The sequence below is a fragment of the Lelliottia nimipressuralis genome (assembly GCF_004402045.1).
GTDB classification, from domain to species: domain Bacteria; phylum Pseudomonadota; class Gammaproteobacteria; order Enterobacterales; family Enterobacteriaceae; genus Enterobacter; species Enterobacter chinensis.
Genome location: NZ_SOMG01000014.1, coordinates 1 through 21,853 on the forward strand (window position 1 = coordinate 1; position 21,853 = coordinate 21,853).

The following is a 21,853-nucleotide window of genomic DNA, read 5'->3' on the forward strand; positions in this document are numbered from 1 at the left end:
CTTTGAGTGCCCACACAGATTGTCTGATAAATTGTTAAAGAGCAGTGCAACGCGGCTTTCGCTCACCGTTGCGAGGTCCCGTATATTACGTTTTCCTCATTCAGAGTCAAGCGCTTATTTTCGCTTTTCTCTGCTAACCCGGCGGCGTGTGTGCCGTTGTTCCGTGTCAGTGGAGGCGCATTATAGGGAGTTATTCTTAGGTGACAAGGGGAAATTTAAAAAAAGTTTCTAACCGTGTCTTTTTTCACCAACAGCGGTGAAATCAAGCTACAAATTGTTCTATTTGATGTATCTGCAACCACAATCACATTCGAGATGGCATAATTATCAGCATGAATCATTAAGGAATAAAAGCGATGCCATTAAGCGCACAACAGCTGGCCGCCCAAAAAAACCTGTCGTATGTGCTGGCAGAAAAGCTGGCTCAGCGGATTTTAGCGGGTAAATATGCCCCGGGCAGCATCCTGCCGGGTGAAATGGAGCTGGGTGAGCAGTTTGGGGTAAGCCGAACCGCCGTGCGCGAAGCGGTGAAAACCCTAACGGCAAAAGGTATGGTGCTTCCACGTCCTCGTATTGGCACACGCGTGATGCCTCAGAGTAACTGGAATTTTCTCGATCAGGAGCTGCTCTCCTGGTGGATGACGGAAGACAACTTTCATCAGGTCGTCGATCACTTTCTGGTGATGCGCAGCAGCCTTGAACCCCAGGCATGCCTTCTCGCCGCCACGCTCGGGACGGCAGAGCAGAAAGCGCAGCTTAACGCGTTGATGGAAGAGATGGTGTTCCTGAAAAAACACTTCAACCGCGAACGATGGGTTGAAGTCGATATGGCCTGGCATGAACATATCTATATGATGAGCGCTAATCCGTTCCTCACCTCTTTTGCCTCTTTATTCCATTCGGTGTACCACACCTACTTTACCTCTATTACACAAGACGAAGTGGTAAAACTGGATTTACATCAGGCGATAGTGGATGCCATTCAGGAAAGCGACGGGCAGCGAGCCCTGAATGCGTGCCAGGCATTGCTGGCTGCGCCAAACCACCAGCAGGTAAATAAATGACAACGAAAAAAGCGCGCAGCATGGCCGGATTGCCGTGGATTGCAGCCATGGCGTTTTTTATGCAGGCACTGGATGCCACCATCCTCAACACAGCGCTTCCCGCTATTGCGCAAAGCCTCAACCGCTCCCCGCTGGCGATGCAGTCCGCCATTATCAGCTACACCCTGACGGTCGCAATGTTAATCCCGGTCAGCGGCTGGCTGGCTGACCGCTTCGGCACCCGCCGAGTTTTCATGTTGGCCGTGGCGCTCTTTACGCTCGGTTCGCTGGCCTGCGCGCTCTCCTCATCCTTAACAGAGCTGGTTATCTTCCGCGTATTACAGGGCATTGGTGGTGCGATGATGATGCCCGTGGCGCGCCTTGCATTGCTGCGAGCCTATCCACGAAGCGAACTGCTTCCCGTGCTCAACTTCGTCACCATGCCGGGTCTGGTCGGCCCGATACTTGGCCCGGTACTCGGTGGCGTGTTTGTCACCTGGGCAAGCTGGCATTGGATCTTCCTGATTAATATTCCGATTGGCGTAGCCGGGCTGCTTTATGCACGTAAATATATGCCGAACTTCACCACGCCAAGGCGCAGTTTCGATATGGGCGGCTTTTTCCTGTTTGGCCTGAGCCTGGTGCTCTTCTCAAGCGGGATGGAGCTGTTTGGTGAGAAGATCGTGGCAACATGGATTGCGCTCTCCGTTATCCTCAGCGGTGTTCTGTTGTTCCTTCTTTATATACGTCACGCACGCCGTCACCCGACGCCGTTAATCTCCCTCGGACTCTTTAACACCCGCACGTTTTCCGTAGGGATTGCGGGCAACATTGCGTCACGCCTGGGGACAGGCTGCGTACCCTTTTTAATGCCGCTCATGCTGCAGGTCGGGTTCGGATACCCAGCGCTGATTGCAGGCTGCATGATGGCCCCTACCGCAATGGGCTCTATTCTGGCCAAATCAACCGTTACGCAAGTGCTGCGCTGGTTTGGCTATCGTAAGACGCTGGTTGGCGTGACGGTATTTATCGGTCTGATGATTGCGCAGTTCTCGCTACAATCTGCCTCGCTTCCCGTCTGGATGCTGATCCTGCCGCTGTTTGTGCTGGGCATGGCGATGTCGACGCAGTTCACATCGATGAACACCATCACCCTCGCCGATCTGACTGACGAAAACGCCAGTAGCGGCAACAGCGTGCTGGCGGTAACGCAACAGCTGTCGATCAGTTTAGGGGTTGCCGTGAGTGCAGCGGTGCTGCGATTTTATGAGGGTTTTGACAGCGCGAATACCGTTGAGCAGTTCCACTATACCTTTATCACCATGGGTGCGCTCACCGTGGTTTCGGCGCTGGTCTTTATGCTGTTAAAACCGAAAGATGGACGCAACCTGATCAAAGAACGCCATAAAGCAAAGTCTAAACCGAACCCCGTTCCATCAGAACAGGAGTAAGCTGCAGACGTTGCTGTTGCAGCGTGGGCTGCGCCATACGGTGGATCAGTACATCGACGGCCAGCTCGCCCAGTTCATCCTTCGGCTGATGAATAGTGGTCAGCGGCGGCGTCATGTAGCTTGCCAGTTCGATATCATCGTAGCCGATCACCGCCATATCGTCCGGCACGCGCAGGCCTGCCTGGTACAACGCCTGATAGGCACCAAACGCCATCGCATCGTTGCCAATAAATACGGCCTGTGGACGCTGCGCTTGCTCCAGTAATGTCTGCATCGCCTCAAAGCCACCGTGAAATTCAAAATCACCGGTAATACGGTAGCCTTCAGGAATGGCAAGCCCCGCCCGCGCCATCGCCGAAAGATATCCCTCCAGACGCAAACGCGCGGGAGTTTTATCCAGCGGACCGGTAATGCAGGCGATACGGGTATAGCCTTTATCGATCAGATACTGGGTTGCCATGTCCCCGCCCAGCAGGGAGTTATCCTGAATCAGATCGCTGGTGCCGTCGAAGGGCGCCCAGTCCATCATCACCGTTGGAATAGAAGGGTAGCGCTGAATAATCTCTTTCGAGGGCTGATGCGTTTCGGTGCAGAGCAGCAGTAACCCGTCGACGCGTTTTTGCATCAGCGTTTCCAGGTTACGATTCATGCGCTGCTCATCCCCTTCGGTATTGCACAGCACCAGGCTGTAGCCGCGCTCGAAGCAGCTGCGCTCTACGCCGCGAACCAGCTCAGAATAAAAGGGGTTGGTACTGGCGGTGATGAGCATGCCGATGGTACGCGTCTGGTTCAGTTTGAGGCTGCGCGCCAGCGCCGACGGCGCATAGTTGAGATCTTTAACTGCCGCTTCGACCTTCTCCCGAATTGCCTCGCTGACGAAGCGGTCGTTATTAATCACGTGAGAGACTGTCGACGTAGAAACACCCGCCAGGCGGGCGACATCTTTCATTGTGGCCAAGCGTTACCCCTGCTGACTTAAGAATTCATCTATCTCTTTACGCCACGGAACGGAAGGCTGGGCACCTTTGCGCGTCACCGCAATCGCTGCAGCAGCATGCGCGAAGCGGATCGCATCATCCATTCTCTTGCCTTCCAGCAGCGCGGTCACCAGAGCACCATTGAAGGTATCTCCCGCCGCGATAGTATCAATCGCCTTCACCTTAAAGCCCGGCACGCGACGGCCTTCACCGTTTACGCTTGCCCACACCCCACGGCTGCCCAGGGTGATAATTACGGTACCAATGCCTTTATCGTGCAGTACTTTTGCCGCACGCGCTGCGTCGTCATCATTTTCAACACGAATGCCCGTCAGTTTTTCAGCTTCGGTTTCGTTTGGCGTGATGATGTCCACCAGCGCCAGCAATTCGTCTGATAATACACGGGCAGGCGCAGGATTAAGTACAACAGTGGTATGATTTTCATGCGCAATGCTGGCAGCGGCCAGCACGCTTTCCACTGGCGATTCCAGCTGCATCAGTAACGCTTCGGCATTCGCAATACACTCACGTTGCGCTTCAACACGATCGGTAGTTAATGCGGCGTTAGCGCCTGCATGAATACCGATGACATTCTCACCTTCCGCGTTGACGAAAATCAGCGCTACGCCGGTAGATTCCCCTGCAACAACGCTGACCGGTGCGATATCAATGTTATCGCTGGCGAGCTGTTTGCGCACTCGCTCACCGGTATCGTCATCGCCCGTGCAGGCGATAAACGCGATATTCGCCCCGCTGCGCCCGGCGGCAACGGCCTGGTTGGCACCTTTACCGCCGAATGCCACCTGATACTGATTACCCGTGACGGTTTCGCCCGGTGTCGGGAACGATTCAAGGTTAAGAATGTGATCGGCATTGATACTGCCAAGGACGACGAGGTTGCCTGCGGTTTTCATGGTTGGGTTGTCCATCTGAGAGCGCCACCGGTGTTACCCGGTGGCGTATGCCACACTTTTCTTTATTGGTGTCCCTCAGGCAGCCAGCGACTGCCTGATTCGCCTTTTACTGCTTGATGACCAGCTTCAGGTCAACCGGGTATTTGGCCTGAACTTTTTCGCCCTTCAGCACTTTGTCAGCAGTTTGTACGCCAGTCGCGCCAATCTGCTCAGGCAGCTGAGCGATGGTCGCAGCCAGTTTGCCATCATTTACCGCTTTTTCACCATCTGGCGTGCCGTCAAATCCGACAACCATCACATCAGATTTACCTGCAGTCTGCAGGGCACGCAGCGCGCCCAGCGCCATTTCGTCGTTCTGCGCGAACACAGCCTGCACGTCAGGGTGTGCGGTCAGCAGGTTCTGCATAACGTTCAGACCTTTAGTACGGTCGAAGTCTGCTGGCTGGCTCGCCAGCACGTTGAATTTGTGCGCTGCCACAGCCTGCTGGAAGCCTTCGCCACGCTCACGGGCTGCGGAAGTACCGGCAATCCCCTGCAGCTCGATAACTTTCGCGCCTTCGCCTGCTTTCTTCGCGATGTAGTCACCGGCAATTTTACCGCCCAGCACGTTATCAGACGCAATGTGGCTTACAACTTCGCCTTTCGTTGCCTGACGGTCCAGGGTGATTACCGGGATCTTCGCCTGGTTTGCCATCTTAACGGCGTTACCTACGGCGTCAGAATCGGTTGGGTTGATCAGCAGAATTTTGGTCCCACGAACGGTTAAGTCCTGAACGTTAGCCAGCTCTTTCGCCGGGTTGTTCTGTGAATCCAGCACCACCAGGTTGTAGCCCAGTTTGTCCGCTTCTTTCTGCGCACCGTCCTTCAGGGAGACAAAGAACGGGTTGTTCAGGGTAGAGACAACCAGCGCGATGGTGTCTTTCGCCATGGCGTTAGCACTTACGGTTGCGCTCAGCGCGACAGCAGAAACCAGGGTAGCCAGTTTTTTCATGTTCATATCTAAGATGTCCTGTAGTGTCGTCAGTTACTGTTTTTTGTTGTCTACCAGTACCGCCAGCAAAATCACCACTGCCTTAACGATCATCTGGTAATAGGAGGAAACACCTAATAAATTCAAACCATTATTCAGGAAACCGAGAATCAGTGCGCCGATCAATGTCCCAACAATGCGACCTTTACCGCCCGCAAGACTCGTACCGCCCAGAACCACTGCCGCAATGGCATCCAGCTCATAACCCGTACCCGCCGTTGGCTGCGCGGAAGAGAGGCGCGCCACTTCGATGATGCCCGCCAGAGACGCCAGCAGACCGCACAGCGAGTAAACGATAATTTTGACTTTATTAACGCTGATGCCAGACAGACGGGTTGCCGCTTCGTTGCCACCCAGCGCATAGATATAACGACCCAGACGGGTGTGATGCAGCATGTACCATGCCGCCAGGAAGACAATAGCCATGATCCAGACCGGCGTCGGGACACCCAGCGGACGACCGATACCGAACCAGCCAAACAGATCGGCGTTATCGGTAAAGCCCGTGTTCACCGGGCTGCCGTTGGTATAAACCATGGTCACACCGCGCAGCAACAGCATCATCACCAGCGTGGCGATGAACGCCTGAACGCGGCCTTTCGCCACAATCACACCGGTAACGGCACCAATCGCCGCGCCCGCTGCCAGTGCAGCTGCAACGGCCACCAGCGCGTTGACTTCAATCCCTACAATCGAAGCGGCAATCGCACCGGTGAGCGCCAGCAGGGAACCGACGGACAGATCGATACCCGAAGTCAAAATCACCAGCGTCATCCCGACCGCCATAATGGCGTTTACGGACGTCTGCTGAAGAATGTTGAACAGGTTATTTACGGTGAAAAAGTTCGGGCTCATGGTGGACACAATCGCGATCAGCACCAGCAGGGCAATCAGCGATTTTTGTTCCAGCAGCCATGCCTTGGTGAAATAACGGCGACCAGAAACAGCCTGGGTAGTCATCTTCTTACTCCTGATTCACGCGATTAAGCTTGCCCACAGCGGCAGCCATCAGAACTTCCTGGGTGGCCTGCTCGCGAGTGAATTCACCGCCGAGATGCCCTTCATGCATGACGATAATGCGATCGCTCATGCCTAATACTTCTGGCATCTCGGAAGAGACCAGAATGATGCTCAGACCGTCGGCCTTGAACTGGTTAATCAGCTGATAAATCTCTTTCTTCGCGCCGACGTCCACGCCGCGGGTTGGCTCATCAAGGATCAACACTTTCGGGCGCGTCATCAAGCCACGCGCAATCGCCACTTTCTGCTGATTACCGCCGGACAACAGGCCAATCGCCTGCTCCATTGACGGGGTTTTGACGTTAAAGAGACGAATAAAATCGCTGACCGCCTGCTGTTCGTCCTTGTGTTTCAGGGTACCGCCGCTATGGCTAAAATAGCGCAGCGCGGTAAGCGACATGTTCTCTTTTACCGACATGCCGAGCACCAGGCCATCGCGCTTGCGGTCTTCGGAGATATAGACGATACCGTTCGCGAGGCCATCCTGCGGCGAGCGAGTCACCACTTCATGACCGTCGAGGGTGACATACCCGCTGGATCGCGGCAGCGCACCGTAAAGCACCTTCATCAGCTCGGTACGGCCGGCGCCCATCAGGCCCGCCACGCCCAGGATCTCGCCCTGGCGCAGGGTAAAGGTCACGTCGTTCACACCCGGACCGCAGAGATTGTCCACCTTCAGGCGGATCTCACCAGGCGCTTTGTCCAGATGCGGATACTGATCTTCGAGCTTACGTCCCACCATCATTTCAATCAGCGAATCTTCGGTCAGCGTCGCCACTTCACGTTCGGCAATAAACTGCCCGTCGCGGAAGACGGTAACGTCGTCGCAGATTTCGAAGATCTCTTTCATGCGGTGAGAGATATAGACAATCCCGCGCCCCTGCGATTTCAACTCGCGGATAACGCGGAACAGAGATTCGGTTTCGGTATCGGTCAGGGCGTCGGTCGGCTCATCCATAATGATGACCTTCGACTCAAAGCTCAGCACCTTCGCGATTTCCACCATCTGCTGATCGCCAATGGAGAGATCGCCAACCAGGCGGTCGCTCTTAAAGCGCAGGTTCAGCTTCGCCAGCAGCTTGTCTGCTTCGGCATACATGGTTTTCCAGTCGATTTTGCCAAACCGGTTAACAAACTCACGGCCGAGGAAGATGTTCTCCGCAATCGTCAGCTGCGGGATCAGGTTCAGCTCCTGGTGGATAATACCGATGCCCGCTTCCTGAGAAGATTTCGGGCCGTTGAAGGTGGTCTCTTTACCCAGCCAGACGAGTGAACCGGCATCGCGTTGATAGATACCGGTCAGCACTTTCATCATGGTGGATTTGCCGGCGCCGTTCTCACCCACCAGCGCCATCACGCGCCCGGGGTAGACGTTCAGCGCCGCGCCGGAGAGGGCTTTTACGCCCGGGAACGACTTATCGATCCCTTTAAGTTGCAGTAATGCGTCCATGATGGCCTCAGAAGGTGACGCCAGCACAGAGAATAATATTCGCATACGGGGAACACTCCCCGCTGCGAATCACCGCCTGACTGTCTGCGGTTTGTTGTTTGAATTGTTCGTGCGTTGTGTAACGAATTTCTATGGTGTTTCCCTGGTGTTGTTGCAGCTGCTCAAGGTGGCTGAGCAACGTTTCGTGGAGTTGCGGATTATGTTGTTTGATTTCCGCTGCGAGAATGGCCACCTCAACCTGCATCTCCGCGGTCACCACGTCCAGTACCTGCATAAACGAGGGTACGCCCTGCGTTAACGCCATGTCGATACGGGTTGTGCTGCGCGGAACCGGTAAGCCTGCATCGCAAACCACCAGCGTATCGGTATGCCCAAGACGGGAAATAACCGATGAGATTTCTGAGTTAAGTACCGTGCCTTTCTTCATTTTCTTGCTCCACTAGCGAAACGTTTCGCTGACATCAGTTTAATCTCAAGAATGTTCAGAAAACCATCATGACGTAACAGATTTGTGATCGACGTCGAAACGTTTCGCTAAGTGAAATGAAAAGTAAATTTAGGCGGGGATATTGAGTGTGAGTAGGCCGGGTAAGCGAAGCGCCACCCGGCATTTTGAGGAGCTTAAATCTCGACCTGCGTCCCTAACTCAATGACGCGGTTAGGCGGGATCTCAAACTGGTCCGGCGCGCGCAGGGCGTTACGCTGCAGGATAAGATACAGCTTGCCGCGCAGGCGCAGATACCACGGGCGCTTGCCGATAATCAGCGATTCGTGGGACATAAAGAACGACGTCTCCATCATACGGCAGCTCAGCCCTTCCAGACCGCAGCGGTGGAACACCTCTTCCACGTTCGGCGTTTCACGCCAGCCGTAGCTCGCCACCACACGCCAGAATGTCGGCGAAAGCTGCTCGATTTGTACGCGACGCACGTTGTGAACATACGGCGCATCTTCGGTGCGCAGCGTCAGCAAAATGACGCGTTCGTGCAGCACTTTGTTGTGCTTGAGGTTATGCATCAAAGCAAACGGGATCACGTTCAGGGCACGAGACATATACACCGCGGTGCCAGGCACGCGAACCGGCGGTGATTTCTCCAGCGAGGCAATCATCGCCTCCAGGGAGTTACCGTGCTCATGCATGCGGCGCAGCAGACGGAAACGCTCGCTTTTCCATGTGGTCATGACGATAAACATCACCAGACCCAGCGTCAGCGGCAGCCAGCCACCGGAGACAATCTTGTCGAGGTTCGCAGAGAACAGCGGCACGTCGATGCACAGGAAGCCCACCAGAATCATCGCCACGAGGAATTTATTCCAGTGCCAGTTTCGGTACGCCACCGTGGTGGAGAGAAGCGATGTCAGCACCATCGTACCGGTTACCGCAATGCCGTACGCCGCCGCCAGATTGCTGGAGTGCTCGAAGCTAACGATGACAATGACAACAGCGAAATAGAGCAGCCAGTTAATGAACGGGATGTAAATCTGGCCCGACTCCATCTCTGAGGTATGGATGATGCGCATCGGTGAGAGATAACCCAGACGCACGGCCTGGCGCGTCAGAGAAAACACGCCGGAAATCACCGCCTGAGAGGCAATAACGGTCGCCAGCGTCGCCAGGATCAGCATCGGCACCAGCGCCCAGTCAGGCGCCAGCAGGAAGAATGGGTTCTTAATCGCTTCCGGATTTTTGAGCAACAGCGCACCCTGACCGAAGTAGTTCAGCACCAGCGACGGCAGTACCACAATAAACCATGCCACACGAATAGGCAGTTTGCCGAAGTGACCCATGTCAGCATACAGCGCTTCAACCCCGGTGATGGAGAGCACGACCGCCCCCAGCGCCACGAAGGAAACCACTTTGTACTCAAGGAAGAAATGCACTGCCCAGTAGGGGTTCAGCGCGTGCAGCACTTCCGGGTTAGCAATAATGCTGCGTAAACCAAGCGCCGCCAGGATCAGGAACCAGGCCAGCATAATCGGTGCAAACAGTTTGCCCACCAGCCCTGTACCGTGCTTCTGGATCATGAACAGCAGCGTCAGGACAATAATGGCCAGCGGAACCACCCATGAATCAAGTTGCGGAGCAATAATCTCCAGCCCCTCTATTGCAGAGAGCACCGAAATAGCGGGCGTTATCACCACTTCCCCGTAGAAGAAGCTGCCGCCAATCAGGCCAATAATGACCAGCACGGACGTCATTCTGGCCGACGTATTCCGCCCTGCCAGGGACATCAGGGTCAGGATCCCGCCTTCACCTGCGTTATCAGCACGCATCACGAAGGAGAGATATTTAACAGAAACCACCAGGATCAGCAGCCAGAAGATGAGTGACAGGAAGCCAAACACGGCATCGCGCTCAACACCAAAGCCAAACTGGCCAGACAGACATTCACGAAGCGTATAAAGCGGGCTGGTGCCGATATCACCGTAGACAACCCCGATCGCCGCAAGCGTTATTGCGGGTAATGATTGCTTATTATCAGTGCTCATAGACTAGTCTTTTCGTTTAAATAACAAATGTGTGCCTAGTCCCTTGGCCCACAAAAAGCGCACAGTATGCACGATTCATTGCAAAATCGTACCCCTAAATGCAACCGCATTAATGTAGCGCAAAGAAAATTGCGCCGCACTTCAGTCTATTACCAGCCCTGACTGAAACGTCTATACTCGCTTCAATTGGCCGCCACGACGGCGAAAGGATGCAAAACTATTATGGCTCACTCACATTTATTAGCAGAAAGAATTTCCCGCCTCAGCGGCGCGCTGGAGAAAGGTCTATTCGAGCGCAGCCACGCCATTCGCCTCTGTTTACTGGCGGCATTGAGCGGTGAAAGCGTATTTTTGCTGGGTCCACCGGGCATTGCCAAAAGCCTGATTGCCCGCAGATTAAAGTTTGCGTTTCAGAACGCCCGCGCCTTCGAATACCTCATGACCCGGTTTTCCACCCCAGAAGAAGTTTTTGGCCCGCTCTCCATTCAGGCGCTGAAAGACGAAGGGCGCTACCAGCGTCTGACAGAAGGGTATCTTCCGGAAGCGGAGATTGTTTTTCTCGATGAAATCTGGAAAGCAGGACCGGCTATTCTGAACACCCTGCTCACGGCGATAAACGAACGCCGGTTCCGCAACGGCGCCAGTGAAGAGAAAATCCCGATGCGCCTGCTGGTGGCCGCCTCAAACGAACTGCCTGAAGCCGACAGCAGCCTGGAAGCGCTGTATGACCGCATGCTGATCCGCCTGTGGCTGGAGAAAGTACAGGATAAATCCAACTTCCGCTCCATGCTGGTCAGCCAGCAGGATGAGAGTGAAAACCCGGTATCCGCTTCGCTTCAGGTGACGGATGAGGAGTATCACCAGTGGCAACAGGATATTGGCAAAATCAAACTGCCGGACGCCGTCTTCGAGCTGATCTATCTGCTACGCCAGCAGCTCGATCTCCTTCCTTCTGCGCCCTATGTCTCCGATCGCCGCTGGAAAAAAGCGATCCGCCTGCTGCAGGCCAGCGCCCTGTTTAGCGGGCGTGATGCCGTTGCGCCAATCGATCTGATCCTGCTGAAAGACTGCCTCTGGCACGACGCAGAAGGTATGAACCTGATGCAGCAGCAGCTTGACGTTTTGATGACCGGACACGCCTGGGGACAGCAGGCAATGCTCAACCAGCTGGGGGCGATTGCCCAGCAGCGCATTCAGCTCCAGCAGCAGCAAAGCGACAAAACCGCGCTGAAAGTGAATCGCCTGGGGGGAATGTTCGCCCGCAAACCGCACTATGAGCTACCCGCTGAACTGACCAGCCCAACGCTGACGCTGTTGCTCCAGCAACCGCTCAAACTGCATGATATGCAGGTGGTGCACGTCTCTATTGAGCGCGAGACGCTGGCACAGTGGCTGGATAAGGGCGGGGAGATCCGTGGAAAGCTCAACGGCATCGGTTTCGCACAGCCGCTGAATATGGAAGTGGACAGCAGCCAGCATCTGGTGATCCGCGACGTAAGCCTGCAGGGCTCGCGTCTTGCCCTTCCAGGAACCGCCTCTGACAGCGTCCCCGACGCGATTAAACAGCAGCTGGAAGCCCTGGATACAGAATGGCACCAGCAGCACACCCGCTTTAGCGAACAGCAAAAATGCCTCTTTATTCATAGCGACTGGTTAGGTCGCATCGAAGCCAGCCTGCAGGATGTAAGTGCACAGATCAAACAGGCGCGTCAATGCTAACTCTGGATACACTTAACGTTATGCTGGCCGTCAGCGAAGAAGGGTTGATCGAAGAGGTGGTCATTACCCTTCTGGCTTCACCGCAGCTGGCAGCCTTCTTTGAAAAATTCCCGAAGCTTAAAAAAGCGATGACGGACGATCTGCCGCGCTGGCGGGAAAATCTGCGCCAGCGGTTCAAAGAGACCGAGGTTCCGCCAGAGTTAACGGACGAGGTAGCCTGCTATCAGCAGTGCCAGCGCCTTTCCACGTCGCAGTTTATCGTCCAGCTCCCGCAAACCCTGACGTTGCTCGATAAAGTACATTCCCCTTTTGCCAGCCAGGCCCGAGCGCTGGTCACGGATAACGCTACCTTTACCCCCGCACTGCATACCCTCTTTTTACAGCGCTGGCGTCTCAGCCTGGTGGTTCAGGCCACGACCCTAAACCAGCAACTGCTGGATGAAGAGCGTGAACAGCTGCTGAGTGAAGTTCAGGAACGCATGACCTTAAGCGGCCAGCTGGAACAGGTGCTGGTGGAAAATGAGAACGCCGCAGGGCGTCTCTGGGATATGAGCGCCGGTCAGCTTCGGCGCGGGGATTATCAGCTGATCGTCAAGTACGGCGATTTTCTGGCGCAGCAGCCCGAGCTGATGAAGCTTGCAGAACAGCTGGGACGTTCAAGGGAGGCAAAGTCGGTCCCAAAGAAAGATGCCCCGATGGAAACTTTCCGCACTCTGGTGCGCGAACCGGCTACCGTGCCCGAACAGGTGGACGGGCTTCAGCAGAGCGATGACATTTTGCGTCTGCTGCCCACGGAGCTGAGCACGCTCGGGATGACCGAGCTGGAGTATGAATTTTACCGTCGGCTGGTGGAAAAGCAGCTCCTCACCTACCGGCTGCACGGCGAAGCCTGGCGCGAGAAGCTCAGCCAGCGGCCGGTCGTTCATCAGGATTTTGATGAACAACCGCGCGGGCCATTCATTGTTTGTGTGGATACGTCCGGATCGATGGGCGGGTTTAACGAACAGTGTGCAAAGGCGTTCTGTCTGGCTCTGATGCGCGTGGCCCTCGCCGATCGCCGTCGCTGCTTCATTATGCTTTTCTCCAGCGAAGTGGTGGGTTATGAACTGACGAACCAGCAGGGACTCGAACAGGCGATCCGCTTTTTAAGCCAGCGTTTTCGCGGTGGTACCGATCTGGCCAGCTGCTTTCGCAGCATCGTTGAGCGGATGCAGGGGGGCGACTGGTACGACGCTGACGCGGTGGTGATTTCTGATTTTATTGCCCAGCGACTGCCGGATGACGTGGTCAATAAAGTGAAGGAGTTACAGCGGGTGCATCAGCACCGTTTTCATGCAGTGGCAATGTCCTCCCATGGAAAACCCGGCATCATGCGCATCTTCGATCATATCTGGCGCTTTGATACCGGGTTGCGTAGCCGCCTGCTCAGACGCTGGCAGCGTTAGTTACAGAAGAGAGCCGACGCTTTCGCGAACCTGCTGCGGCCAGACACCACACTGAACCTGACCGATATGCGGTAACTGAAGCAACAGCATGGTCAGGCGGGACTGGCCGATACCGCCACCTATCGTCTGTGGCATTTCACCGCGCAGCAGCGCCTGGTGCCACTCTAGCTTGAGACGATCTTCATCGCCGGTGACCGCCAGCTGGCGCTTCAGCGCGTCAGCATCCACGCGGATCCCCATAGAAGAAAGCTCGAATGCGTCTTCCAGTACCGGGTTCCAGACCAGAATATCGCCGTTCAGACCGGCAAATTCTCCCTCACCCGCAGTGCTCCAGTCATCATAATCCGGCGCACGAACGTCGTGACGTTTGCCATCAGACAGTTTGCCGCCGATCCCAATCAGGAACACGGCACCTAATTCTTTGGCGATCGCACGCTCACGGCCTTTGGCATCCAGATCCGGGAAACGGCTCAGCAGTTCCTGGCTGTGGACAAAGTGGATCGACTCCGGCAGGAACGGTGCCAGGCCAAACTCTTTGCTTACTGCCGCTTCGGTCGCTTTGATTCCGGCGTAGATCGCCTCAACGGTAGATTTCAGCGTACCGACGTGGCGCTCACCGTCACCCATTACGCGCTCCCAGTCCCACTGGTCAACGTAAACGGAATGAATCGGAGACAGGCGGTCTTCATCGGGGCGAAGGGCCTTCATGTGCGTGTAGAGCCCTTCGCCCGCGCTGAAGTCGTGTTGTCCCAGGGTTTGACGCTTCCATTTCGCAAGGGAGTGGACCACTTCGAACTGGGCGTCTGGCAATGTTTTCACTTTTACCTGTACCGCTTTTTCGCATCCAGAGAGGTTATCCTGCGTCCCGTCGCCCACACGGCTGAGAATAGGTGCCTGAACTTCAATCAGACCCAGCTTGTCTTCCAGCTGGCGAGAAAAATGGGATTTAACGAAATTGATCTGGCGTTGTTTTGCGATGTAAGCGGTTTTCATTATTTATACTCCTGCGTCCTGTTGGTATTGATTAAGCAACAGAAATGGCACCTTATTCAATAACCCATCAACAAAAAGCCACCTTCACTTTTGATTCGCTAAAATTAGACGCTAGAATAGAGTGATTCATTAATCTTCATAAGAAAAAGCTATGGAAAATTATCAGATCGACAATCTCGACCGCGGCATTCTGGAGGCGTTAATGGCCAATGCCCGTACCGCCTATGCCGAACTGGCGAAACAGTTTGGCGTTAGCCCGGGAACCATTCACGTTCGCGTAGAGAAGATGAAGCAGGCGGGGATCATTACCGGCGCACGCATTGACGTCAGTCCTAAGCAGCTGGGGTACGACGTCTGCTGCTTCATCGGCATCATTCTAAAAAGCGCTAAAGACTACCCCTCCGCCCTGGCGAAGCTAAACGCGCTGGATGAAGTCACCGAGGCGTACTACACCACCGGTCACTACAGCATCTTTATTAAGGTCATGTGCCGATCCATCGACGCCCTCCAGCAGGTACTTATCAACAAGATCCAAACAATCGATGAAATTCAGTCCACCGAGACACTGATCTCTCTGCAAAACCCGATCATGCGTACCATCCGCCCGTGATCGGGCAAATTCATTCCCACATTTTCCACAGGTAGATCCCAGCTCGTTCACAGCGTACAATGGCCCCCTCTTTATCTGGGCGAGCGATCAATGGCGGACATTACCCTTATCAGCGGCAGCACCCTTGGCGGTGCGGAATACGTAGCGGAACATCTGGCTGAAAAGCTGGAAGATGCGGGCTTTTCCACACAAACCCTGCACGGCCCGTTGCTTGAAGATCTCCCGGCTGACGGGGTCTGGCTGTTGATCACCTCCACGCACGGCGCGGGCGATCTTCCGGATAATCTGCAACCTTTATATGACGAACTGCTTGAACAGCAGCCCGACCTGTCAAACGTCCGTTTTGGCGCAGTGGGGATCGGCAGCCGTGAATATGACACCTTTTGCGGGGCAATAGAGAAAGTCGAAGCCGCTGTCACCTCTTGCGGAGCAAAACAGCTGGGTGAAACGCTCAAGATCAACATCCTCGATCATGACATTCCGGAGGATCCAGCCGAGATCTGGCTCGCGGAATGGAAAAATTTACTCAAAAACGATTAAAGATCGCGCGAACAGATGTGGATAACTCTGGTTAAAAGCTCGTATTAACCCGTAGTTATCCCAAGAACAACTGCCGCTTAGTTTTTGTCCTGTGTATAAAGTCGCGATCTGATCCCAGCTTATACTGTCCAGGATCACCGATCATTCACAGCAAACGATCCTTTCTAACCTCATGATCTTCTTTATGAGATCGGACTTATCCACACAGGTTCGCGATCCTAATAAGAGATCACAATAGAACAGATCTCTAAATAAAAAGATCTTCTTTTTAATAGCCCAGGATCCCAATGCTTTCTCGAAAGACTAAAGTTGAGTAGAATCCACGGCCCGGGCTTCAATCCATTTTCATACCGCTTTATGCGAGGCAGACCACCATGTTTTATCAGGATCCTTTTGACGTCATCATCATTGGCGGGGGTCATGCAGGCACTGAGGCCGCAATGGCCGCAGCGCGTATGGGTCAGCAGACCCTGCTTTTGACACACAATATCGACACGCTGGGACAAATGTCCTGTAATCCGGCGATTGGCGGCATTGGGAAAGGACACCTGGTAAAAGAAGTGGATGCACTTGGCGGCCTGATGGCGAAAGCGATCGATCAGGCTGGCATTCAGTTTAGGATACTAAACGCGAGTAAAGGTCCCGCCGTACGTGCGACCCGTGCTCAGGCAGACCGCGTGCTTTACCGTCAGGCTGTGCGTACCGCCCTGGAGAACCAGCCTAACCTGATGATCTTCCAGCAGGCTGTTGAAGATCTTATCGTTGAGAACGATCGCGTCGTGGGTGCCGTGACCCAGATGGGCCTCAAATTCCGCGCGAAAGCCGTGGTGCTGACTGTGGGCACATTCCTGGACGGTAAAATTCATATCGGTCTGGATAACTACAGCGGTGGCCGTGCTGGCGATCCACCGTCTATTCCACTGTCTCGCCGTCTGCGCGAACTGCCACTGCGCGTTAGCCGCCTGAAAACAGGCACGCCTCCGCGAATTGATGCGCGCACCATTGATTTCAGCGTGCTGGCGCAACAGCACGGTGATAACCCAATGCCGGTCTTCTCGTTTATGGGCAATGCGGCGCAGCATCCGCAGCAGGTTCCGTGCTACATCACGCACACCAATGAGAAAACCCATGATGTGATCCGCAATAACCTCGATCGCAGCCCAATGTACGCAGGAGTGATCGAAGGGATCGGCCCACGATACTGTCCGTCGATCGAAGACAAAGTGATGCGCTTTGCCGATCGTAACCAGCACCAGATCTTCCTGGAGCCTGAAGGACTGACGTCCAACGAAATTTACCCGAACGGTATCTCCACCAGCCTGCCGTTCGATGTGCAGATGCAAATTGTTCGCTCAATGCAGGGTATGGAGAATGCGAAAATCGTTCGCCCTGGCTACGCTATTGAGTACGATTTCTTCGATCCACGTGACCTGAAGCCGACCCTGGAGAGCAAATTCATCCACGGTCTGTTCTTCGCGGGTCAGATTAATGGCACCACCGGCTACGAAGAAGCGGCTGCACAGGGTCTGCTTGCCGGTTTGAATGCCGCACGTTTCTCAGCCGAGAAAGAGGGCTGGGCACCGGGTCGTTCTCAGGCCTATCTGGGCGTGCTGGTTGACGATCTCTGCACCCTGGGTACCAAAGAACCGTACCGTATGTTTACCTCTCGCGCAGAATATCGCCTGATGCTGCGTGAAGATAACGCCGACCTGCGTCTGACCGAAATGGGACGTGAGCTGGGTCTGGTCGATGACGAGCGCTGGGCGCGCTTCAACGAGAAGCTGGAACGCATTGAACAGGAACGTCAGCGCCTGAAAACGACATGGGTGAATCCACAGGCGGAAACCGCAGCTGAAGTGAACGCTCACTTGACTGCGCCGCTCTCGCGTGAAGCCAGCGGTGAAGATTTGCTGCGTCGCCCTGAAGTCACCTACGAGAATCTGGTAAAACTGAGCGCATTCGCGCCAGGCCTGGATGACGCTGAAGCGGCAGAGCAGGTTGAGATTCAGGTGAAATACGAAGGTTACATCGCGCGTCAGCAGGATGAGATTGAAAAACAGCAGCGCAACGAAAATACGCTGCTGCCGGAAATGCTGGACTACCGTCAGGTAACAGGCCTTTCCAACGAAGTCATCGCCAAGCTGAACGATCATAAACCGGTATCAATCGGCCAGGCGTCCCGCATCTCGGGCGTTACCCCCGCGGCGATTTCGATCCTGCTGGTATGGCTGAAAAAGCAAGGTATGCTGCGCCGCAGCGCGTAACATGTGTAATTCGCCCGGTGGCGCTGCGCTACCGGGCCTACAGAACTCCGTAGGGCGGGTAAGCGAAGCGCCACCCGCCACTTAAGTCTCTCAACAGGTATTCACCGTGCTTAATAAACTCTCTCGTCTGCTGGATCTGGCAGGTATTTCGCTCACCGATCACCAGAAAAATCAGCTGGTGGCCTATGTCGATATGCTGAACAAATGGAACAAAGCGTACAACCTGACGTCTGTTCGCGACCCCAACGAGATGCTGATTCGCCATATTCTCGATAGCATCGTGGTTGCGCCGTATCTGAAAGGTGAGCGTTTTATCGACGTGGGTACGGGCCCTGGTCTGCCGGGCGTTCCGCTGTCGATTGTTCGACCTGAGAGCCATTTCACACTGCTGGATAGCCTTGGCAAGCGCGTACGCTTTTTACGTCAGGTACAGCATGAATTGAAGCTTGAGAACATCACGCCTGTGCAGAGCAGGGTAGAGGAGTTCCCGGCGGAGCCGCCGTTTGACGGTGTTATCAGCCGCGCGTTTGCTTCACTCAATGATATGGTGAGCTGGTGTAAGCATTTGCCCGCAGAAAATGGCCGCTTCTATGCGCTGAAAGGGCAGTTGCCAGGTGAAGAAATTGAACAGCTTCCGGACGGTTTCGCTGTTGAATCCATCGAGAAATTAAACATTCCTCAGCTCGATGGGGAACGTCATCTGGTGATAATTAAGCCAAACAATTTTTAAAAAATTAATAAAAAATGTGGAATTTGTGCTGTTCTTACCATGTTAAAAAACAGCACAACTACCGGGGATTTACCGGTGAGCTTTTAACCTCTTTTTCACTAAGGTTTTTCTTACGGTTAACGTAGTGGCTATTATTTACCGTGAAGATAGTCATCTGTGAAAATATAAGTCTGCTAAAAGTGGAAGGCAGCAACCAGAATGGAATGTTAATTATTTATTAAGAATGTCAATAAAAGGTTTTTATTGTGTACCGGGCTGTTTTGAAAATAGTTACGACGTTTTGCGTTTAATTTCATAAAGATAAATTTATGCGATCTGCGTCTTTGATAAATACAACCTTATCGCAAATGTGTGTTTTGTGATCTCGTGCACGCTTTATCGTCAACGTTTTCGCGCTGTTTGCAGTTTTGGTCGAAGGTTTGCGCTTTCAGCGAAAGTTAAAAAATAGCGGTGGGGAAAAATATTTAAACATTTATTCACCTTTTCGCTACTTAATGTTTGAAATCACGGGTGCGCACCGTATAATTTGACCGCTTTTTGATGCTTGACTCTGAGCCTTAAAGGACGTTTTATACGACACGCGGCATACCTCGAAGGGAGCAGGAGTAAAAACGTGATGTCTGTGTCGCTCTTGAGTAGAAACGTTGCTCGTAAGCTTCTGTTCATTCAGTTTCTGGCTGTGATAGCAAGTGGACTGCTGTTTAGCCTCAAAGACCCCTTCTGGGGCATCTCCGCTGTGTGCGGGGGTTTGGCGGTTGTGCTGCCAAACGTGTTGTTTATGATTTTTGCCTGGCGTCATCAGGCGCATACACCCGCCAAAGGCCGCGTGGCCTGGTCCTTCGCCCTCGGCGAAGTGTGTAAGGTGTTGCTGACCTTTGCTCTACTGGTGATGGCGCTGGCGGTTTTGAAAGTGGTCTTCATGCCGCTGATAGCAACGTGGGTTTTGGTGCTGGTGGTACAAGTTCTGGCTCCAGCTGTAATCAATAACAAAGGGTAAAAGGCATCATGGCTTCAGAAAATATGACGCCGCAGGATTACATAGGTCACCATCTGAATAACCTTCAGCTGGACCTGCGTACATTCTCGCTGGTGGATCCACATAACCCCCCGGCCACCTTCTGGACGATCAACATCGACTCCATGTTCTTCTCGGTGGTTTTGGGTCTTCTGTTCCTGGCCATGTTCCGCGGTGTTGCTAAAAGAGCGACCAGCGGTGTTCCAGGGAAATTCCAGACCTTCATCGAAATGATCATCGGCTTCGTCCATGGCAGCGTCAAAGACATGTACCATGGTAAGAGCAAGCTGATTGCTCCGCTGGCCCTGACCGTATTCGTTTGGGTCTTCCTGATGAACCTGATGGACCTGCTGCCTATCGATTTCCTACCGTGGATCGGCGAGCATGTCCTCGGTCTGCCGGCACTGCGCGTGGTTCCATCTGCGGACGTGAACATCACCCTGTCGATGGCGCTGGGCGTGTTTATCCTGATTCTTTTCTACAGCATCAAAATGAAAGGCGTAAGCGGCTTTGTGAAAGAGCTTACCTTGCAGCCGTTCAACCACTGGGCGTTTATTCCGGTCAACCTGATCCTGGAAGGCGTTAGCCTGCTGTCCAAACCTGTTTCACTGGGTCTGCGACTGTTCGGCAACATGTATGCGGGTGAGCTGATTTTCATTCTGATCGCGGGTCTTCTGCCGTGGTGGTCACAGTGGATTCTGAATGTGCCATGGGCCATTTTCCACATCCTGATCATTACGCTGCAAGCCTTTATCTTCATGGTTCTGACGATCGTCTATCTGTCGATGGCGTCTGAAGAGCACTGATTTTTTACCAACACTACTACGTTTTAATTGAAACAAACTGGAGACTGTCATGGAAAACCTGAATATGGATCTGCTGTACATGGCTGCCGCTGTGATGATGGGTCTGGCGGCTATCGGTGCTGCGATCGGTATCGGCATCCTCGGGGGCAAATTCCTGGAAGGCGCAGCGCGTCAACCTGATCTGATTCCTCTGCTGCGTACTCAGTTCTTTATCGTTATGGGTCTGGTGGATGCTATCCCAATGATCGCTGTAGGTCTGGGTCTGTACGTGATGTTTGCTGTCGCGTAGTAGTAGTTTTAAAACCCTAAGCCACAGAAATTAAAGAGGTATTGTGCTGTGAACATGAACGCAACAATCCTCGGCCAGGCCATCGCGTTTATTCTCTTTGTCTGGTTCTGCATGAAGTATGTATGGCCGCCTTTAATGGCTGCCATCGAAAAACGTCAGAAAGAAATTGCTGACGGTCTGGCTTCTGCAGAACGCGCTAAGAAAGATTTGGACCTTGCACAGGCCAACGCGACAGACCAGCTGAAAAAAGCGAAAGCGGAAGCTCAGGTAATCATTGAACAGGCTAACAAACGCCGTTCTCAGATCCTGGACGAAGCCAAAGCTGAAGCAGAACAGGAACGTACTAAGATCGTGACACAAGCTCAGGCTGAAATTGATGCAGAGCGTAAACGTGCCCGTGAAGAACTGCGTAAGCAGGTTGCGATTCTGGCTGTTGCTGGCGCCGAGAAGATCATCGAACGTTCCGTGGATGAAGCTGCTAACAGCGACATCGTGGACAAACTTGTCGCTGAACTGTAAGGAGGGAGGGGCTGATGTCTGAATTTGTTACGGTAGCTCGCCCCTACGCCAAAGCAGCTTTTGACTTTGCTGTCGAACACCAAAATGTCGATCGCTGGCAGGATATGCTGGCGTTTGCCGCTGAGGTGACGAAAAACGAACAAATGGCTGAGTTGCTGTCTGGTGCTTTAGCGCCTGATACCCTCGCCGCGTCGTTTATCGCCGTGTGCGGAGAGCAACTGGATGCCAATGGCCAGAACCTGATTAAGGTCATGGCTGAAAATGGTCGTCTGCGTGTGCTCCCGGATGTTCTCGAGCAGTTTGAGCACTTACGTGCGCTGAGTGAAGCTACTGCCGAAGTCGAAGTGACTTCTGCAACTGAACTGAGTAATGAACAGCTTGCGAAAATCACCGCCGCGATGGAAAAACGTCTGTCACGCAAAGTTAAGCTGAATTGCAAAATCGATAAGTCTGTAATGGCAGGCGTAATCATCCGTTCGGGTGATATGGTCATTGATGGCAGCGTACGCGGCCGTCTTGAACGCCTTGCAGACGTCTTGCAGTCTTAA

Annotated in this window: 21 protein-coding genes; 13 read left to right on the top strand and 8 right to left on the bottom strand. The window is 53.8% G+C overall.

Going from position 1 to position 21,853, the window contains the following annotated elements; genetic code table 11:
• Positions 1-356 precede the first annotated feature (356 nt).
• Positions 357-1,064, top strand: coding sequence for a FadR/GntR family transcriptional regulator (locus E3U32_RS07120; RefSeq protein WP_047347397.1), 708 nt, complete (start codon positions 357-359; stop codon positions 1,062-1,064).
• The gene (gene mdtD / locus E3U32_RS07125) at positions 1,061-2,494 is read left to right on the top strand and encodes a multidrug transporter subunit MdtD (protein ID WP_134348221.1); all 1,434 of its coding nucleotides are present in this window, start codon (positions 1,061-1,063) and stop codon (positions 2,492-2,494) included. The genes E3U32_RS07120 and mdtD overlap by 4 nt, the downstream gene beginning before the upstream one ends.
• On the opposite strand, the gene rbsR is transcribed toward mdtD, so the two are convergent.
• The 7 genes from rbsR to kup all read right to left on the bottom strand — a co-directional run bounded on the left by rbsR (position 2,460) and on the right by kup (position 10,375).
• Positions 2,460-3,452 (bottom strand): ribose operon transcriptional repressor RbsR, encoded by a 993-nt coding sequence (gene rbsR / locus E3U32_RS07130; protein ID WP_134348222.1) that lies wholly within the window; start codon positions 3,450-3,452, stop codon positions 2,460-2,462. The two genes, mdtD and rbsR, sit on opposite strands and share 35 nt — an antisense overlap.
• 3 nt (positions 3,453-3,455) lie before the next feature.
• A complete protein-coding gene (gene rbsK, locus E3U32_RS07135) occupies positions 3,456-4,385 on the bottom strand; it encodes a ribokinase (RefSeq protein WP_134348424.1) in 930 nt (309 codons plus the stop codon).
• Between the two features lie 106 nt (positions 4,386-4,491).
• Positions 4,492-5,382: a ribose ABC transporter substrate-binding protein RbsB gene (rbsB, locus tag E3U32_RS07140; RefSeq protein ID WP_047347400.1), complete on the bottom strand. Its 891-nt coding sequence runs from the start codon at positions 5,380-5,382 to the stop codon at positions 4,492-4,494.
• 27 nt (positions 5,383-5,409) lie between these two features.
• The gene (rbsC, locus tag E3U32_RS07145; RefSeq protein ID WP_134348223.1) at positions 5,410-6,375 is read right to left on the bottom strand and encodes a ribose ABC transporter permease; all 966 of its coding nucleotides are present in this window, start codon (positions 6,373-6,375) and stop codon (positions 5,410-5,412) included.
• Positions 6,376-6,379: 4 nt separating this feature from the next.
• The gene (gene rbsA / locus E3U32_RS07150; protein WP_134348425.1) at positions 6,380-7,885 is read right to left on the bottom strand and encodes a ribose ABC transporter ATP-binding protein RbsA; all 1,506 of its coding nucleotides are present in this window, start codon (positions 7,883-7,885) and stop codon (positions 6,380-6,382) included.
• Between the two features lie 7 nt (positions 7,886-7,892).
• A complete protein-coding gene (gene rbsD, locus E3U32_RS07155) occupies positions 7,893-8,312 on the bottom strand; it encodes a D-ribose pyranase (RefSeq protein ID WP_134348224.1) in 420 nt (139 codons plus the stop codon).
• Positions 8,313-8,506: 194 nt separating this feature from the next.
• The gene (gene kup, locus E3U32_RS07160; RefSeq protein WP_134348225.1) at positions 8,507-10,375 is read right to left on the bottom strand and encodes a low affinity potassium transporter Kup; all 1,869 of its coding nucleotides are present in this window, start codon (positions 10,373-10,375) and stop codon (positions 8,507-8,509) included.
• A 222-nt stretch (positions 10,376-10,597) separates the two neighbouring features.
• On the opposite strand from kup, the gene ravA reads away from it, so the two are divergent.
• Both ravA and viaA read left to right on the top strand, forming a co-directional pair.
• Positions 10,598-12,094, top strand: coding sequence for an ATPase RavA (gene ravA, locus E3U32_RS07165; RefSeq protein ID WP_134348226.1), 1,497 nt, complete (start codon positions 10,598-10,600; stop codon positions 12,092-12,094).
• Positions 12,088-13,539 carry an ATPase RavA stimulator ViaA gene (viaA, locus tag E3U32_RS07170; RefSeq protein ID WP_134348227.1) on the top strand — a complete coding sequence of 484 codons (1,452 nt, stop codon included), beginning with the start codon at positions 12,088-12,090 and terminating at the stop codon, positions 13,537-13,539. Before ravA ends, viaA begins: the two co-directional genes overlap by 7 nt.
• On the opposite strand, the gene asnA is transcribed toward viaA, so the two are convergent.
• The gene (gene asnA / locus E3U32_RS07175; protein WP_134348228.1) at positions 13,540-14,532 is read right to left on the bottom strand and encodes an aspartate--ammonia ligase; all 993 of its coding nucleotides are present in this window, start codon (positions 14,530-14,532) and stop codon (positions 13,540-13,542) included.
• Positions 14,533-14,683: 151 nt separating this feature from the next.
• On the opposite strand from asnA, the gene asnC reads away from it, so the two are divergent.
• From asnC to atpH, 9 genes are all read left to right on the top strand, one after another.
• Positions 14,684-15,142, top strand: a complete 459-nt coding sequence (gene asnC, locus E3U32_RS07180) for a transcriptional regulator AsnC (protein WP_008500198.1) — start codon at positions 14,684-14,686, stop codon at positions 15,140-15,142.
• A 90-nt stretch (positions 15,143-15,232) separates the two neighbouring features.
• The gene (mioC, locus tag E3U32_RS07185) at positions 15,233-15,682 is read left to right on the top strand and encodes an FMN-binding protein MioC (RefSeq protein WP_023333917.1); all 450 of its coding nucleotides are present in this window, start codon (positions 15,233-15,235) and stop codon (positions 15,680-15,682) included.
• Positions 15,683-16,056: 374 nt separating this feature from the next.
• The gene (mnmG, locus tag E3U32_RS07195; protein WP_134348229.1) at positions 16,057-17,946 is read left to right on the top strand and encodes a tRNA uridine-5-carboxymethylaminomethyl(34) synthesis enzyme MnmG; all 1,890 of its coding nucleotides are present in this window, start codon (positions 16,057-16,059) and stop codon (positions 17,944-17,946) included.
• 106 nt (positions 17,947-18,052) lie between these two features.
• The gene (gene rsmG / locus E3U32_RS07200) at positions 18,053-18,676 is read left to right on the top strand and encodes a 16S rRNA (guanine(527)-N(7))-methyltransferase RsmG (protein WP_134348230.1); all 624 of its coding nucleotides are present in this window, start codon (positions 18,053-18,055) and stop codon (positions 18,674-18,676) included.
• A gap of 616 nt (positions 18,677-19,292) precedes the next feature.
• Positions 19,293-19,673 (top strand): F0F1 ATP synthase subunit I, encoded by a 381-nt coding sequence (gene atpI, locus E3U32_RS07205; RefSeq protein ID WP_008500194.1) that lies wholly within the window; start codon positions 19,293-19,295, stop codon positions 19,671-19,673.
• An 8-nt stretch (positions 19,674-19,681) separates the two neighbouring features.
• Positions 19,682-20,497, top strand: a complete 816-nt coding sequence (gene atpB, locus E3U32_RS07210; RefSeq protein WP_014172280.1) for a F0F1 ATP synthase subunit A — start codon at positions 19,682-19,684, stop codon at positions 20,495-20,497.
• Positions 20,498-20,546: 49 nt separating this feature from the next.
• Positions 20,547-20,786 carry a F0F1 ATP synthase subunit C gene (gene atpE, locus E3U32_RS07215; RefSeq protein ID WP_000429386.1) on the top strand — a complete coding sequence of 80 codons (240 nt, stop codon included), beginning with the start codon at positions 20,547-20,549 and terminating at the stop codon, positions 20,784-20,786.
• A gap of 48 nt (positions 20,787-20,834) precedes the next feature.
• Complete coding sequence (gene atpF / locus E3U32_RS07220) at positions 20,835-21,305, top strand: F0F1 ATP synthase subunit B (RefSeq protein WP_014072436.1); 471 nt, start codon at positions 20,835-20,837, stop codon at positions 21,303-21,305.
• Positions 21,306-21,319: 14 nt separating this feature from the next.
• Positions 21,320-21,853 (top strand): F0F1 ATP synthase subunit delta, encoded by a 534-nt coding sequence (atpH, locus tag E3U32_RS07225; RefSeq protein ID WP_047347410.1) that lies wholly within the window; start codon positions 21,320-21,322, stop codon positions 21,851-21,853.

What these genes read in the sequence shown, in the direction of transcription:
- E3U32_RS07120 (WP_047347397.1), top strand. Translation starts at nt 357, where the DNA reads ATGCCATTAAGCGCACAACAGCTGGCCGCCCAAAAAAACCTGTCGTAT.
- mdtD (WP_134348221.1), top strand. Translation starts at nt 1,061, where the DNA reads ATGACAACGAAAAAAGCGCGCAGCATGGCCGGATTGCCGTGGATTGCA.
- rbsK (WP_134348424.1), bottom strand. Translation starts at nt 4,385, where the DNA reads ATGAAAACCGCAGGCAACCTCGTCGTCCTTGGCAGTATCAATGCCGAT.
- rbsB (WP_047347400.1), bottom strand. Translation starts at nt 5,382, where the DNA reads ATGAACATGAAAAAACTGGCTACCCTGGTTTCTGCTGTCGCGCTGAGC.
- rbsC (WP_134348223.1), bottom strand. Translation starts at nt 6,375, where the DNA reads ATGACTACCCAGGCTGTTTCTGGTCGCCGTTATTTCACCAAGGCATGG.
- rbsA (WP_134348425.1), bottom strand. Translation starts at nt 7,885, where the DNA reads ATGGACGCATTACTGCAACTTAAAGGGATCGATAAGTCGTTCCCGGGC.
- rbsD (WP_134348224.1), bottom strand. Translation starts at nt 8,312, where the DNA reads ATGAAGAAAGGCACGGTACTTAACTCAGAAATCTCATCGGTTATTTCC.
- kup (WP_134348225.1), bottom strand. Translation starts at nt 10,375, where the DNA reads ATGAGCACTGATAATAAGCAATCATTACCCGCAATAACGCTTGCGGCG.
- ravA (WP_134348226.1), top strand. Translation starts at nt 10,598, where the DNA reads ATGGCTCACTCACATTTATTAGCAGAAAGAATTTCCCGCCTCAGCGGC.
- viaA (WP_134348227.1), top strand. Translation starts at nt 12,088, where the DNA reads ATGCTAACTCTGGATACACTTAACGTTATGCTGGCCGTCAGCGAAGAA.
- asnA (WP_134348228.1), bottom strand. Translation starts at nt 14,532, where the DNA reads ATGAAAACCGCTTACATCGCAAAACAACGCCAGATCAATTTCGTTAAA.
- asnC (WP_008500198.1), top strand. Translation starts at nt 14,684, where the DNA reads ATGGAAAATTATCAGATCGACAATCTCGACCGCGGCATTCTGGAGGCG.
- mioC (WP_023333917.1), top strand. Translation starts at nt 15,233, where the DNA reads ATGGCGGACATTACCCTTATCAGCGGCAGCACCCTTGGCGGTGCGGAA.
- mnmG (WP_134348229.1), top strand. Translation starts at nt 16,057, where the DNA reads ATGTTTTATCAGGATCCTTTTGACGTCATCATCATTGGCGGGGGTCAT.
- atpI (WP_008500194.1), top strand. Translation starts at nt 19,293, where the DNA reads ATGTCTGTGTCGCTCTTGAGTAGAAACGTTGCTCGTAAGCTTCTGTTC.
- atpB (WP_014172280.1), top strand. Translation starts at nt 19,682, where the DNA reads ATGGCTTCAGAAAATATGACGCCGCAGGATTACATAGGTCACCATCTG.
- atpE (WP_000429386.1), top strand. Translation starts at nt 20,547, where the DNA reads ATGGAAAACCTGAATATGGATCTGCTGTACATGGCTGCCGCTGTGATG.
- atpH (WP_047347410.1), top strand. Translation starts at nt 21,320, where the DNA reads ATGTCTGAATTTGTTACGGTAGCTCGCCCCTACGCCAAAGCAGCTTTT.